The 14,628-nt window shown below is 69.0% G+C and carries 14 protein-coding genes; 2 read left to right on the forward strand and 12 right to left on the reverse strand.

Translation table 11 applies throughout. The features are described 5' to 3' along the window. Positions 1–32: 32 nt before the first annotated feature. The 12 genes from P5G59_RS11925 to P5G59_RS11980 all read right to left on the reverse strand — a co-directional run bounded on the left by P5G59_RS11925 (position 33) and on the right by P5G59_RS11980 (position 13,475). A complete protein-coding gene (locus P5G59_RS11925; RefSeq protein WP_301219164.1) occupies positions 33–812 on the reverse strand; it encodes a class I SAM-dependent methyltransferase in 780 nt (259 codons plus the stop codon). Continuing rightward, on the reverse strand, positions 809–1,345 hold the full coding sequence (locus P5G59_RS11930) for a hypothetical protein (RefSeq protein WP_301219166.1): 537 nt from the start codon (positions 1,343–1,345) through the stop codon (positions 809–811). Before P5G59_RS11930 ends, P5G59_RS11925 begins: the two co-directional genes overlap by 4 nt. Continuing rightward, on the reverse strand, positions 1,342–3,144 hold the full coding sequence (locus P5G59_RS11935; protein ID WP_301219168.1) for an alpha/beta fold hydrolase: 1,803 nt from the start codon (positions 3,142–3,144) through the stop codon (positions 1,342–1,344). Before P5G59_RS11935 ends, P5G59_RS11930 begins: the two co-directional genes overlap by 4 nt. Beyond that, a complete protein-coding gene (locus P5G59_RS11940) occupies positions 3,141–3,323 on the reverse strand; it encodes a hypothetical protein (RefSeq protein ID WP_301219170.1) in 183 nt (60 codons plus the stop codon). The genes P5G59_RS11935 and P5G59_RS11940 overlap by 4 nt, the downstream gene beginning before the upstream one ends. Before the next feature lie 34 nt (positions 3,324–3,357). Then, positions 3,358–3,522, reverse strand: a complete 165-nt coding sequence (locus P5G59_RS11945; protein WP_301219172.1) for a hypothetical protein — start codon at positions 3,520–3,522, stop codon at positions 3,358–3,360. Positions 3,523–3,542: 20 nt separating this feature from the next. Then, positions 3,543–4,736 carry an ABC transporter permease gene (locus P5G59_RS11950; protein WP_301219174.1) on the reverse strand — a complete coding sequence of 398 codons (1,194 nt, stop codon included), beginning with the start codon at positions 4,734–4,736 and terminating at the stop codon, positions 3,543–3,545. After that, entirely contained in the window at positions 4,733–5,602 is an 870-nt protein-coding gene (locus P5G59_RS11955; RefSeq protein WP_301219176.1) for an ABC transporter ATP-binding protein, read from the reverse strand. The genes P5G59_RS11950 and P5G59_RS11955 overlap by 4 nt, the downstream gene beginning before the upstream one ends. A 125-nt stretch (positions 5,603–5,727) precedes the next feature. After that, positions 5,728–7,158: a phytoene desaturase family protein gene (locus P5G59_RS11960; RefSeq protein ID WP_363324684.1), complete on the reverse strand. Its 1,431-nt coding sequence runs from the start codon at positions 7,156–7,158 to the stop codon at positions 5,728–5,730. Between the two features lie 153 nt (positions 7,159–7,311). Further along, complete coding sequence (locus P5G59_RS11965; RefSeq protein WP_301219179.1) at positions 7,312–9,165, reverse strand: YyaL domain-containing protein; 1,854 nt, start codon at positions 9,163–9,165, stop codon at positions 7,312–7,314. Then, the gene (locus tag P5G59_RS11970) at positions 9,162–11,885 is read right to left on the reverse strand and encodes an alpha-mannosidase (RefSeq protein WP_301219181.1); all 2,724 of its coding nucleotides are present in this window, start codon (positions 11,883–11,885) and stop codon (positions 9,162–9,164) included. Before P5G59_RS11970 ends, P5G59_RS11965 begins: the two co-directional genes overlap by 4 nt. Beyond that, on the reverse strand, positions 11,882–12,466 hold the full coding sequence (locus P5G59_RS11975; protein ID WP_301219183.1) for a D-sedoheptulose-7-phosphate isomerase: 585 nt from the start codon (positions 12,464–12,466) through the stop codon (positions 11,882–11,884). The genes P5G59_RS11970 and P5G59_RS11975 overlap by 4 nt, the downstream gene beginning before the upstream one ends. After that, on the reverse strand, positions 12,459–13,475 hold the full coding sequence (locus P5G59_RS11980) for an ROK family protein (RefSeq protein WP_301219185.1): 1,017 nt from the start codon (positions 13,473–13,475) through the stop codon (positions 12,459–12,461). The genes P5G59_RS11975 and P5G59_RS11980 overlap by 8 nt, the downstream gene beginning before the upstream one ends. Before the next feature lie 245 nt (positions 13,476–13,720). Here P5G59_RS11980 and P5G59_RS11985 point away from each other — a divergent pair, with 245 nt between their 5' ends. Together P5G59_RS11985 and P5G59_RS11990 are read left to right on the forward strand one after the other, a co-directional pair. Beyond that, complete coding sequence (locus tag P5G59_RS11985) at positions 13,721–14,083, forward strand: ArsR/SmtB family transcription factor (protein WP_301219187.1); 363 nt, start codon at positions 13,721–13,723, stop codon at positions 14,081–14,083. After that, the gene (locus P5G59_RS11990; RefSeq protein ID WP_301219189.1) at positions 14,080–14,562 is read left to right on the forward strand and encodes an SRPBCC family protein; all 483 of its coding nucleotides are present in this window, start codon (positions 14,080–14,082) and stop codon (positions 14,560–14,562) included. Before P5G59_RS11985 ends, P5G59_RS11990 begins: the two co-directional genes overlap by 4 nt. Positions 14,563–14,628: the final 66 nt, after the last annotated feature.

Raw genomic sequence — 14,628 nt, forward strand, 5'->3', positions numbered from 1 at the left:
GACACCGGGTCGGGTGCGGCCGGCATGCAACCTCACGCCGCGGTTTCGTCCTTGCGGTAGACCGCCGTGACGGTTCCGCTGATTGCTTCGATCGGTGCACCGTTCAGGCCTGCTGTGTGCGAAAGAAGTGTGAGGCGACAGTCGGCTGCATACTGGTCGAGTTCCGCGAGCGTAGTGACCCGGCTGTCCTCACTGAGGAAGCGGGTGTCTTTGCCATCGATCCAGCAATGCTCGAGATGCCAGGCGGTTCCTGCCAGTTCAGAGAACGTGACCAGAGCGCGACGGGCGCCCGGATATGGAATGGCGTAAGTCGCGGTGCCGTCCTGGTGCAGAGAGGCGACAAGCTCGGAGTTGTGAGTCTCGACGATAAGAGTCCCGCCGGGCTTCAACGCTGCGGCTGCCTTCCGGAAGATCTCGGCCTGTTGTTGTGGCGCGGCGAGCATGCTGATGGTCCCGCAAACGCAGAGGATGCTGTCCAGGCCGTTGCCGTAGTCATGCGTGAGGATGTCGCCGAGCTCAGCTGCGACGATTTTCTCGCCGTCGGCGGCTGCCAGCGCAGCCAACATCTCGGAGCTGATGTCGATTCCGCGGTAGCCGATTGCTTCGGCGCCTTCGAAGAGGGCTCGGGCGAGCGGGATCGCGACGCGGCCGGTGCCGACTCCGAGTTCCAGGAGTCTGCTCGATCCGGTCGGGATCTGGCGGATGAGCCAGGCGATCTCGGCCTCCGTGATGGTCTCGCGGGGAAAGATCTGGTCATAGATCGGGGCGAAGGACCGGCCGTAGCCGACATAGCCAGGGGCGGTGGCATTCATTGCTGCTCCAGGGGGATGAAGGGGGAGATGAGGATTTCTTCGGGCTCGGTTGCGCCGTCGTAGCCCGTACTGCTTGCGAGCATGAACTGGTATCCGGCTATAGGCGCGGGCGAGGTTTCGCGGATGCGTCTGAGGACGAATGCGGCGAGGGTGCGGTATGCCGGCGAACGTAGAACGGCCTCGCTGCCGAAGGGGATGGCCCCCATCAGGTCTGCGGTGGTGTCGAAGATGCCCTTGTCCGTGCGACGGCTGGGAAACCATACGAAGTGCGCGAGCTTGCGCTGAGTGGTCTGGTGCGTTTCCCTCCACTCCGATTCGGTGCCGTCGACGCTGAGGGTCCGATGGAGGATGTGGAAGTCGTTCTGGGCCGGTTCAGGCGCGAAGAAGCGCCAGTTCGGCAGCCAGAACCCGATCTTGTCTTGCGCGCGGAAGCGGTCGAAGAGCCGGTTGGGGTGCTGGGAGAAGAAGGTGGCGGTGAGCATGGCTGTTGCGGCGGCGGCGACAACGAGTTCGGACAGCGGGGGGCGTTTCATGCGGCGGCCTCGGACATGAACGTCACGATCGCCTCGCTGGCGGCCTCGGCGTGCTCGCGCCTGGTCAGGATGGAGTCATGGTCCGCCCCGCGAATGACGACGCGGGTGGCCTGATCACGGTGGCTGCCTGCAAGGTCGGCGTGGAGTCGGTCCTGTGCGGGGTCGCCACGGAGAGTGAGCTCGGCAGTGACCACGAGCGCAGGCACGGTCATCGCTGCGAGAGCACTGCCGCGTTTCCGACTGAATCTCCTTCGTGCGGTTGCCCATTCGCGAGATCCGGCAAGCCAAAGGCGGAAGTCTCGATACTGGTCGAGGGCGCGGCCCTGGGCGTGCTCAGGGAGGGATCGCACCCATGCGGGCCGGGGGAGGAGCCAGCCCAATCCGACCCGCAGGCTGCTGGGAACGGCGGTGAACGCAGTGCTGAGGCCGTCGGCGCCCCTGCGCTGACCGTCAGAGAGGCTGAGCTGTCCGGGGTGAGAGGAATCGAGATAGATCACGCCCGCAATGGGACGGTCGGTTACCTGGGCGGCGTGCCGGGCGACGAGTCCGCCGAGAGAATGCCCGCCGAGGAAGATCGGGCCGACGTCGGCGGGGAGGGATTCCACCAGATCTGCCAGATCTTCACCGCTGTCGTCGATACCGTAGCCGCCGCTGATGTTCTCGGAGGGGCCATAGCCCGCCCGCCAGTAGGTGATCACCTCGGTATCCGCGGGGAGGTGTTCGATGATCCAGGCGAAGTGCTCTGGCGTCGACGCCATCCCGTGCTCGAGGACAAGAACGGGTGCGCCTCGTCGGGATGATCGACGCCGCTGGTAACGGAGGCTGTTTCCGCTGCTGCAAGTGATTCTGTGGTCGCCGTGATGGCCCCTTCGAACTCGAGAGGAGCGCATCAGTCCGCCGGCGGCGCCGCCGACGAGTGCGGCCGCGATCGTGGTGAGGGCCATCGCGGGAACAAGCTTGGACTTCGGTCTGTCGTTTGTGGCATAGGCGATGGCGGGCAGCATCGAGCCGAAGGCGGTGAGGAACCGGCCAAGTCCCATGGAGCCCGCGATGGCGGTGTGGAATCCGGCAGCCGCGAGGAGAAAGGGCTTGGTCAGGCGACCCTTAGCGAGGAACACCAGCGGGAATAGGCCCTCGAAGGCGAGCATTGCATGAGCGCTCATGAGGGCGACCCTCGGCCTGTCTTTGAAGAACTCCCACAGTCGCTTGTTTCCATAGGCGTGTGTGCGCATCACGCCGGGGACGGCCGTTCCCGTCCGCCAGGAGCGGCCGAAGACCTTCACCCATCCGGAGACCGCGTAGGCGAGCGCGGACTGCAACGCGACGTACCAGATCGCACCGTCCTGAACCTGCTGAGTTGGGATGACACGGGCGACGAATGTCGCGGAGGACGTCTGGAATCCCACCTGGTCCGAGCCGTCGCTGCCGTAGGTTGATCGCGGGTAGAGCGCGGCCGCTGACAGGGCTAGGTATCCGTCGGCAAAGGCACGGAGCTTGGACGGCGTGGGGGCCAGGAGGACAGCCGCGGCCAGGAGCCGACCGGCGTGGAGGGCGCGCGAGACCCCGGGCCGGCTGGCGGCCTCGAGGATCCGCTGCTGCCACTTCGGCAGGTGGGAGAACCGCTGACCGATGATGGTCCAATCACCGAGGGATCCGCGCCCGAACTCGCGAGGGCGCGCAAGGTACTCCGCCGATGAGACCGCTGTCGTTGCCGCGGTGAGCCTTTCGATGGAGCGAAGGGTGCCTTCGCGATCGATGTCGATCGGCGCGAAGACACCCTTCAGTCGGGCGTGGGTCACCTCCCGGCCGCCTGCCCTACGGCAAAGCCGATGCCGAAGACGCCCAGCACCGCAGCGCCGAGCCCGACGACGGCGGGGGTGGCGGTCACCGGCACGGCGCGGTTGATCTGCAGCTGGGCGGAGGCCATTGTGCCGTCGATGTGCCGGCCGCGCTGCTGGATGGTGGTGGCGATGTTCATGAGTTCTCCTGCTTCGTTGCGAGTGGGTGGCGGATCAGCGGATTGCGTAGCCGATGAGGAGTCCTACACCGTAGGCGACGGCGAGAACCGTCACGGCGGCGGGGGTCGCGGTGACGGGCGTGGTGCACTGGGCCTCAAGCCCCGCACCGACCATCGGCGAGCCGTGGCGGGTGTTGATTCTGACGGCGATGTCGGTCATCGTCTTCCTTTCGTTGTGCGCTACGCGCGGGTGGATCGAAGGTCTTTCAGAACCAGCTGCCGGTCGTACTGCAGCAGACCCCGTTGGAAGGTGCGGACTGCGAGCTTGAGGATGAGGGCTCCGATGGCGAGCAGACCGACGCCTATCGAGGCGCCCGCCACAGGGTGCAGCGCTCCGGTGGCGTTGAGGATCAGCGCTGTCATTGGCGCGGTCAACGGGAAATACGTCAGCACTTGGATGACGGTGCTCGTGGGGCTGACGAGGATGGTGGTGATGAGGTAAAGGGGCACAATCGTGAACAACACCACTGCCGTGTAGTAGGGCGCCGCATCCTTCGCGGTCGGCATGATGGTGCCCACCAGCACGAGTAGGGCTGTCATCATGAGCGCACCGCCGGCGAAGAGAAGCAGGGCGACACCGATGCGGATCGGATCGAAGCTGATGGATGTGATGCCGATCGCCTCCAGACGCACCCAAGAGGATGTTGTCGCATAGATGATGCCGACGCCGATGGCCAGCATCCCGATCTGCACGAGTCCGAGAAGCGATAGCGCGAGGATCTTGCCGTTGATCAGGGCCCGCGCTGGAAGCGAAACCAGCAGCATCTCGCTGATGCGGTTCTCCTTCTCCTCGACGGTCGAGTTGAGCATCTGGTTGCCCAGCAAAGCGACCACCAGAACCAGGAGAATTGCGAGCAAGCCCGGCAGGATCATGCCGTCGAGTCCGGATGCCGGCTCTCCGTCCGTGTAGGTGCGGACATCGACTCGGGGGCTCGATCGGACCAGCCCCACCACCTTCGACTCGAGGGAGGCGTCAACGCTGAAGGAGAAGAGCCTGTCGACCAGGTGTGCATAGTCGCCATTGGCGATCAGGCCGCGATCGGCCGCGATCACCGTGACCGGTTCTCGCACGGGGTCTGCGGGGAACTGAAGGTAGGCCGTGAGTTCACCCGCCCTAGCTCGGTCGCCGGCGCCAGGCCGAGCTGCCGAGCCGCCGAGCGCGGAAGCTACGGCATCCGAGATCAGCCCCGACTTGTCGGTGTATTCGAACGTGATCGGCTTGGCTTCCGGCTTTGCGTTGCCCGCCCAGGCGACAACGAGCACAACTGCTGACAGGATCGCCGGCAGCAGGAGGGCGGCGATCCAGAACTGCGGCTTACGGAGAGTACGGGCGAGCTCGAACCGGGTGACGACTGCAACCTGTGAGGACCTCACGCTGGCACCTTCTCCCCGTAGACGCGGACGAACACCTCGTCCATCGATACCGGGCATGAGCGGAACCCGGTCGGCCGCACGTCCGCCGTGACAAGGTGCTTGAGGATCTCTTCGTCCGAAGCAGCGCCTGCGGGATGGATCACCTGCTCGCCGTCCACTGACTGCCCGATCGCGTACAGCGGGGACTCCGGAATCGGCGCGTGTGCGCGAACCAGCAAGGTTCGCGCACCGAACTGATCCTGAATGTCGGCAATGGGTCCGTACGCGGCGGCACGGCCGTCGCGAAGGAGCAGAGCGCGGTCGCAGAGCCGCTCCACCTCGTCCATGTTGTGGGTGACCAGAATCACCGTCGCCCCATCTTGTTGCCGTTCGGCCACCAGGTTCATCAGCAACTGACGGTTCAGAGGGTCGAGACCTTTGGCGGGTTCGTCCAGGATCAGCAGCCGCGGCTCGCCGAGCATGGCTATTCCGAGCTGGATCTTCTGCTGTTGGCCGCCGGAGAGCCTCTCCAGCTTCAGCCGGCCCTTGTCTGCCAGTCCCACACGATCGAGGTACTCCTCTGCCCACCTGCGCGCCTGGCGACGGCCGATGCCCTTGATCTGCGCGAAGTAGATCATGATGTCCAGCACGGCATCCTTGCGGTAGAGACCGCGCTCTTCTGGCAGGTAGCCCACCGGCGCGCCGCTCCCCGGCTCGAAGGGTTCTCCATCGATGAGGAGCCTGCCGCCGGTCGCGCGGCACATGCCGAGGAGTGCCCGCAGAGTGGTCGTCTTGCCGGACCCGTTGCTACCCAGAAACCCGAACGTCTCACCTGCCTCCACGACGAAGGACAGGTCGTCGATGATCGTTCGCTCGCCGATGCACATCCGAAAGTGTTCTACGTCGACTCGCAATCAACACCCCCATAAAGCTTGGAAATATGTGTCCAAGGTATAAGGACGAAGGCGCTGGAGGAAGAGCAAAAACGCGCGATTATGTATGCATTGGATGGTCAGTGGGCGAGCGGTGGAACCCCTCGCCGGAAGAAGCTCTGCAAAGCATCCGCGGCCGCGAGGTATCCCACCATCCCGTGGACGCCAGGCCCGGGAGCCACTGCGCTGGAACAGAGGTAGGCGCCGTCCGAATCGACCCGCCAGGGGCGGCCGCTCCATGTGGGGCGGCGGACGAAGCGCAGTCGAGCGGTACTACCGCCGAGAATGTCGCCACCGACCAAGTTGGGGTTCTGCGCATGCAGGTCATCGGGAGTCGTGACGAGCAGTTCGGAGATCGTGTCGCGGAATCCCGGAGCAAAGCGCTCGATCTGTCGGATGATCGCCTGCGACATGTCGATGTCTCGGAGGCCATGCGGCAGGCGGGTGTACGCCCAGACGACGTGCCGACCAGGCGCTCGCTCGGGATCGACGACGGTCGGCTGGACGACCATCACGAATGGCCGGTCGGGTACGCCACCGCGAGCGACCGTCTCCTCTGCGGCCCGCACCTCGGCGGCGCTCCCGCCGACGTGCACGGTCGGCGCATCGCGGACGTCTGCATGGAGCCAGGGCACGGGCGAACGCAGCACGAAGTCCATCTTGAACACCGCCGGCCCCGGGGTACGGGCGTGCAGGATGCGCCTCGTGGCGTCGGGTGCGACGCCGAGGATGCGGGCCGCGTCACCGGGAGAGGTATCCAGAAGGAGGACCCGAGAGGCGCGCAGCTCGGCACGAGAGCCGACTCGGTGCCCGAGATGGAACGAGACGCCGTGCGCCTCGAGGTCGGCTACCATCGCGTCGGTCAGCGCCTGGGCGCCGCCCCGAGGCAACGGCCAGCCTCCGGCGTGGGCGAGCGCCGCCAAGGTGGTGCCGATGCTCGCTGCGGCGGGACCGGTGAGAGGTGCCGCGCCGTGCGCGGCGACGCCGGCGAACAACGCCGCCGATCGGCTGCCGCGAGATGCGCTCCTGCGAGCATCGAGAAGGGCCCCGGTGATCGCCACGCCAGCGCGTGCAACTGACGGAGGCCTCGGCAGAGAACCGCCGAACGGGATGAGCGCGAGATCGGCCAGCTCGTCCGCGGCTCGGGCGAGACCGCCGAACCGACGCGCCCAATGCGCCCCGTCGCTCCCGAGCGCCTCCGCGGTTCTGGCGAGATCGCGGTATGCGACGACAGCATCGCCCCCGTCGAGTGGGTGCGCGTATGAGATCCCCGGGGTGATCAGATCCACCCTCTCTCCTGCACGCCATTCGCGGAAGAACCGGGACGTGGGAAGAAACGGATACACGCTCGAGCCGACATCGATCAGAGCGCCACTGGGGCTTGGCACGCTCCGCACGGCACCGCCAGGACGGTCAGCCGCGTCGTAGACCGCGACCTCCAGCCCGCTTCTCGCAAGCGTGATGGCCGCGGCGAGGCCATTGGGCCCGGCCCCCACGACAACTGCATCCACCGTCGCCCCTCCCCGTCGCGCACAAGAGTGGCGTCATAGATAGGGACGAGCAAGCCGCCGGTTGGTGATGCCCCTTCGCCGCCGAAGAGCCGATCGAGCAGCAGCTTCTGGTCCTTATTCGGCGCGAATAGCGACCACGACGTGCAACTCGGGTCAGGGCGCGAGCGTCTGCTCGCAGGCGAGCAGCGTCACGCCGACGCTCCAGGCGTGCGAGAGGGTGAGCAGCATCCCCTTCGGCTGGAAGCACGCGGTCTGGTAGTACCGCTCGCTCACCATGCCGCGGTAGGCGTTGAAGTCGCCGTCCTCGCGCGCGATGAACTGGCGGAAGCAGGCGAGCGTCTCGTCGGCCAGCTGGGCGTAGTGCGGATCTCCGAGGGCGGCGGACAGCTCGCGCAGCTCGGCCGTGCAGACGAGGCCGTAGGCGTGCAGGTGCTGGTTCGACGGGGACGCGTTGTCGGCTCCGCGCGTCCGGAACCCGTACGCCCCCAGCAGCGTGTGCTCGGGGAAGGCGACGTCGTAGCTGTAGCGGAAGGTCAGCATCCAATCGGCGGCGCGGCGGGCCACGTCGAGCCAGTGCGCGTCGCCGGTCGCGCGGTGCAGCGCGACGTACGCCATGACGGCGGCGTAGCCGTCTTCGGAGGTCGGCGCGAGGTCGACGTCCTCGGGGGCGCCGTGGATGAACTCGCGGTCGACGAACTGCTCGTAGTACCGGCCGGCGGCGAGGGCGGCCGGGAGGTAGCGCGCGTCCCGGTCGGCCGCCTCCACGAGCGCAGCGATCCAGGTCAGGCCGGACGCGCCCGACCACGACAGCACTTCTCCCGTCTCGGCGTGGTGCACCGACCCGAGGTTGCCGTCGGCGCGCTGCCGGCCCGCGACGACGTCGAGGTTGGAGCGGATGGCGCGCTCCCACTGCTCGTGCGGCGCGAGCCGCTGCGCCCGCAGCAGGAACAGGGTCGCCTCGGCCAGGGTGCGCGAGTGGAGGCCGCGCTTCAGCTCGGTCCAGCTCTGCGTCCAGCCGCTGTCGCGGTACCAGACGCCCCAGAACGTGCCGGAGGGCGAGAGGGATGCCGTGACGAAGTCGATGACGCGCCTCGCTGCATCCACCTCCTCGTGCCGGGAGGTGCGCAGCCCGTGTGCGAGCAGCGCGTACGCCCACGGGATGCCGCTGACCCAGCCGACGTGCATCGCCTGCCGGTCGACCGGCTTGCCGTCGCGTCCGCTGACCTCACGGTCGAACCCGACCGTCTCCAGCAGCACGCCGGGGTCGCGGTCGTAGTGCCAGGTGAGGAGGCCGTCGGCGGTCAGGTCGGCGGCGGTCTCGACGTCGACCCACGGGTCGAGCGGGGCGGCGGGCGCGGACTCGGCGTGCAGCGCGCGCAGGACGGGGGCGTAGGCGTGGCGAGAGGCCTCCAGCGCGAACACGCGCACGCTCAGCGTGACGGTCCGCCCCGGCTCGAACCGGTACGACGCCACGTCGGCCTGGCGCGTCTCGGCGTCGCCGTAGTACGTGACCGGGTACTCCCGGTACGGGAAGCGCAGGCTCACCGTCGCGTCGCCCCACTCGGCGTCGTGCGCGAGGCCCAGCCCGGTGAGGCCGAGCGCGGTGCTCTCGGCTGCGGCGAGCGCGACGCCGCCGCGACCGGGGCCGGCCCACGCGAACACCGCGGGGGTCGCGGCGCGGTCGGCGCGGAACTCCCACGCGTCGCTCACCAGCGCCTGGTGCTGCTGCGCGGTGTTCGCGCCGATCTCGAACCGCGGGAAGGCCCGGGTGTTCTCGGCCGGCCGGTTCTCGCCGTAGAAAGCGCCCGGGATCAGCCACCACGGGTCGTCCGCTCCGCGGACGGGCGCCTGCACGAGGACCGCGCCGTGAACCGGGGCGTCACCGGTGCAGGTGACGTGGATGCTGAGCCGCCACCCCGGGTCGGCGTCGGTCCACTCCTCCCGCACCTCGACGGACTCCGCCGCGGCGCCGACGACGCTCACCCGCAGCTCGGGCCGCGCGTTCACGGCAGCGGGCGCTCGATCAGGTCGACCTCGCGCACGGGCTCCGCCGGGTCGGCGGGGACCACGAAGGTGCGCAGCTGCGACGGCCCGAAGTCCTCCTCGATCGTGCGGCCGAGCAGGGGGAGCTCGATGCGCGAGCGCCCGCCCTCTCCGCGCGTCTCGACCGCGCGCACGACGACGTCGGCGCCGCCCGGCGCGTCCGTCGCATCCTCGGTCCCCTTCATCGCCGTCACCATGACGGACCCGCCGCCGTCGCCCGCGAACGAGTGGACGGGCGGGAGATCGCCGTCGTGGAACGACTCCTGCATCGCCCGCACCGGGTTGCCGAGCACGAGCGCGCGGCGGACGGGGTCGGCCGTGCGCCAGTCGCCGGCGTGCGGGACCAGCTCGTAGCTGAACCGCTGCACGCCCTGATCCTGGAAGGAGTAGATGCCCTCCGGGTCGAGCAGCCGCGGGTCGTGCCACGAGTAGACGGGGCTGCGGACCGCGGTCACGCCGATGCTCGGCCCGTCACCCCCCTCCTGCGAGCCGGGCGACACGTCGTAGGCGTGCTTGTTCGTCGTGATGACGGTGAGGCCGGCGGCGGCGCCGTCGACGGTGCCGGTGAGGTCGACCCACGACTGGGCCGGCTCCTCCGCGCCGTCGACCGGGCGCTCGAGGTGCCCGAACGGGATCTCGTAGGTCGCCTTCGGGTCCTCCAGCACGGTCGGGAAGCGCAGCTTCAGCAGGTGCGCCTGCTCGCGCCAGTCGAGCGTCACGTTCACCCGCAGCACGGCCGAGTCGTGGTCGAGGATGAGCTCCTCCACCAGTGTGGATGCGCCCCACGCCCGCTCGACGCGCACCCGCGAGCGCAGCGGCCCGGTCTCGCGGACGACGATGCGCTTCAGCTCCATCGTCGCGCCCGGCCAGGCGTAGGAGATGACGCGGTGGCCCCAGGTGTCGGTCGGGTCGTCGTTGATCTGGGTGTGCTGCGTGCCGTCGACGCCGGCCATCACATCCACGCCGGTCGCCTTGACCAGGTACGACGAGATCCACCCGGTCTCCTGGTCGATGCGGATGCGGACGTGCTCGTTCTCCAGCGTGTCCTGCGTGACGGTGAGGGCACCGGAGGCCACCCCCGGGCCGGGGCCCGGCCGCAGCCGGTAGAGGCGGTAGCCGAGCGCGGGAACGTCGGCGCGGAAGACCACGGCGCCCCGCGAGACGTCGTCGGTGGTCGCGGTCGACTGCGAGTTCTGGAACACGACCGGCTCGCCCGCCTCGTCGACCACGTGCACGCCGCCGCGCTGGGCGCCGTACTGGAAGTCCACATCCACCGACACCGGCCAGGGGTGCGGGTTGAAGACGAGCACGGGCTGCGTGCCGTCCTCGCGGTCCACCTGCACCTGGCGGGCGATGATGTTGTGCGCCCGGGTGACGATGCGCTTCGAGATCGACACCGCCTCGCCGAGCTGGTCGCGGGCGTCGTCGTACGACGGCTCGATCGCCGAGCCGGGCAGGATGTCGTGGAACTGGTTGAACAGCACCTGCTTCCACGCCGTCTCCAGCTGCTCGCGCGGGTACTCGACGCCGTCCGACGCGGCGACGACGGCCGCCCAGCGCTCGGCGTTCAGCACCGCGAACTGGGCGCGGCGCTGCCAGGCCTTGATGCCGGAGTGGGCGGAGTAGCATCCCGGCGCGTGGTGCTGCAGGTCGTCGCGGCGCACCGGCAGGGCGTCGAGGAACGCCTCGCCCCGGCCGAGCACCTCGTCGAAGTACGTGCGCGGTGAGGACATCGTCATCCTTCCGAAGGAGCCCATCCGGTCGTAGCGGTGGATGGACTCGATGTTCGCGATCGTCGGGCCGCCGCCGTGGTTGCCCACGCCGTAGAACACCATCGCCGTGGCGTTCTCGCCGAAGCCGACCGTGCGGTCGAGCGACGCGAGCGCCTTCTCCGTCTGGCCGTCGACGGAGCCGGGCGGGCTGCAGTACTCGAACGGGATGCGGTACGCCAGCACGCGGGAGCCGTCGGGGGCCTCCCACCAGAACAGGCTCGGCGCGAGGTCGGACTCGTGCGGGCCCGGGCGCAGGAACGTGTACGAATCCATGCCCTGCCCGCGCAGGATCTGGGGCAGCATCGCATTGTGGCCGAACGGGTCGACGTTCATGCCGACGGTCGACGGGATGCCGAACCGCGACTCCAGGTAGCGCTGGCCGTAGAGGCCCTGGCGCACGAAGCTCTCGCCCATCGGCATGTTGTTGTCGGGTTCGACCCACCACCCGCCGACGTTCACCCAGCGACCCTCGGCCACGCGGCGCTTGATCTGCTCGAACAGCTCGGGGTCGGACTCCTCCACCCAGCTGAGCAGCACGATCTGGTCGCAGGTGAAGACGAAGTCGGGGTACTCCTCCATGCGGTGGATGGCGGACCAGAAGGTCGCGCGCGCCTCCTGGTAGCCCTCCTGCCACGGCCACAGCCACACCGGGTCGAGGTGGGCGTTGCCGATCATGTGGAGGGTGCGGTCGGGTGTCGCGGTCGGGCGCGGCGCCGGCGGGAGGTCGCGGGGCTGCGTCCCGGCCGGCGCGTTGGCGACCGGCGCGGACCCCGTCGGATCGACGGCGGCGCTCACCCTCTCGTGCTGCGCTGCGTCCGTCGCCGTCTTCTCCGGAGTTTCTCCACCCGTCCGCGGCGTGTCGACGAGAGAAAGTCCGGAGCCGTCGGCCGGCTGGGTCTCGCGGTCGGTCACAGTGCGCACTCCTCGTCGCCGTCGGCCCACGCGTCCACGATCTCGGAGAGCACGTGGAGCATGAACGTGTGGAATTCCTGGATCCTCGGGGTGGTCGTGGACGGGCTCAGCAGCGCGTAGTCGGCGAACTGCTTCGCCGGGCCGCCGTCGCCCCCGCCGAACAGCACCGTCGTCGCACCGGCCGACTTCGCCGCTTCCAACGCTTCGACGATATTCGCACTCCGTCCGCTCGTCGTGAAGGCCGCGACCACATCGCCGGGACGCGCGAGGCCGAGCACCTGCCGCGAGAACACGTCGTCGTACGAGTAGTCGTTGGCGATGCAGGTCATCGTGGTCGGGTCGGTGCTCAGCGTCACCGCGCCGAGCGGCCTGCGGTCGCGCTTGTAGTGCCCGATGATCTCGCCCGTGAAGTGCTGCGCGTCGGCCGCGCTGCCCCCGTTGCCGAACGTGTACAGGATGCCGCGCTGCTCGAACGCGTCGCACAGCACCCTCCCGACCTCGCGCAGCGCCGGAAGCAGCGTCCGGCCATGCTCGGCGACCTCGATGTGCGCCTGCAGCTGCTCGCGCATCCACTCAGCCACGGTTGTCTCCCTTCGGGGCTCCGGCGCGGGTGCCGGCACCGGCTCCCGCAAGCTGGTCGAGACGGTCGAAGGCGACCGCACCGGCGCCGACGACGCACACGACGTCCCCGAGCTCGGCGAGCACGACGGTGGATGCGGCCGCCGCCGGCGGCATTGCGGATGCGGCCACGCGCTCCCGCACCGGGACGACGAGCGCGTCGCCGGACCGGGTGACGCCGCCGCCGAGCACGACCAGGTCGGGCTCGAAGACGTTGACCAGGTCGGTCAGGGCGGTGGAGAGTACGTCGATCGTCTCCTCCCACAGCTCGGTGGCGAGCGCGTCGCCCGACGAGGCGGCCGCGACCACGTCCTCCGCCCGGACGGCCGGCAGCTGGGCGAGCGCGGAGCCCTGCCCGCGCTCGGCGACGGCCTCGCGGGCACGCAGGGCGATCGAGGTGCCGGATGCGTACCCCTCGAGGCAGCCGCGCCGCCCGCAGAGGCAGGGCCGGCCGTCGGTGCGGACCATCACGTGGCCGAACTCGCCGCCGTTGCCGGCCGCGCCGCGGTGCAGGCGCCCGCCGATGACGGCGCCGCCGCCGATCCCGGTGGAGATCGTCAGGTAGACCATGGTGTCGGCGTCGCGGGCGGCGCCGTAGCGGAACTCGCCGAGGGCGCCCGCAGTGGCGTCGTTCTCGAGCACGGCGGGGATGCCGAACTCGCGCTCGGCCAGCTCCACGATGGGCAGGTCGACCCAGCCCGGCAGGTGCAGCGGGCCGGTCAGCACGCCGGTCTTGGCGTCGAGCGGTCCGCCGCAGGAGATGCCGACGGCCTCGACGTGCAGTCCGGACTCCGCGATCGCCCGGTGTCCCATGTCGAACAGTCTGGGAACGATTACACCCGGACCCTCCTCACGACGCGTGGGTTCGACGGTGAGTGCATGGGTTCGTCCATCCTCCGTGACCACACCGACAGCGAGCTTGGTGCCGCCGATGTCGAGCGAGAGGACGGCGCGGGGGCCGTTTGCCATCATGTCCTTCCGAGGGTGCACGACCACGCCTGCGCCGGTGGATCGTGTGGGATCGTGTGGGATCGTTCCCACAGATACTAGGGCGAGCGGGGCAGGCGGGTCAACACGGCGCCCCCTCCGGGCGCGGCGCACCCCACGTGTCGAGCAGTGACATCCCGTCACCACTGAGCTCGAATCGCGACGTCATGTCACCACTCGGCGGAGCCCGGCCTTGTGTCGGCGCGACGGTCGCGCTAATCTACAACCAAATGGTTGTAGATAAGCTTTCGGATGCCGAGGTGGATCGCATCTTCCACGCGCTGGCGGATGCGACGCGGCGCGACATCGTCGCGCGGTCGCTGCGCGGCGAGCACTCGGTGAGCGAGCTCGCGCGGCGTTACGAGATGAGCTTCGCCGCCGTGCAGAAGCACGTGGCCGTGCTCGAGCGGGCCGGCCTCGTGCGGAAGGCCGCCCGCGGGCGTGAACGCGTGGTCAGCGGCGACCCCGAGACGATCCGGCGGGCGGCGCAGCTGCTCGACCGCTTCGAGGAGATCTGGCGGCACCGCGACCTCGCCATCGACGGCATCCTCGCCGCAGAGACGAACGACACCGACGAAAGGACGGGCCGATGACCTTCATCGAGTCGACCAAGGACACGGACGCGCTGACGCTCACGATCGTCACCGAGTACGACGCATCGCGCGAGCGGATCTGGCAGCTGTGGTCCGACCCGCGGCAGCTCGAGCGCTGGTGGGGCCCGCCCGGGTACCCGGCGACGTTCGAGGTGTTCGAGTTCGAGCCGGGCGGACGCGCGACCTACTACATGACCCTGCCCGAGGGCGGCAGAGCCTGGGGCTGGTGGCGGTTCGTCGAGATCGAGCCGATCGACCGCATCGTGGTCGATGACGGCTTCGCCGAGGAGGGCGGCGCGCCGGCCCCCGGCGAGCCCGGACGCATGACGGCCACCTTCGAGGAGCACGACGGCCGCACCCGCATGACCATCCTCTCCCAGTTCGACAGTGCCGCCCAGATGGACGAGCTCCTCGCCATGGGCCAGGAGGAGGGCATGATCCAGGCCCTCACCCAGGTCGACGCCCTCCTCGCAGCCTGACCCCCCACCGTCGAGTACACGAAGACTGCACGCGACACGCCGTGCGAGCGTGCAGTCTTCGCAGAC

It is taken from the genome of Leifsonia virtsii, assembly GCF_030433675.1.
In the GTDB taxonomy this organism is placed as follows: Bacteria; Actinomycetota; Actinomycetes; order Actinomycetales; family Microbacteriaceae; genus Leifsonia; species Leifsonia virtsii.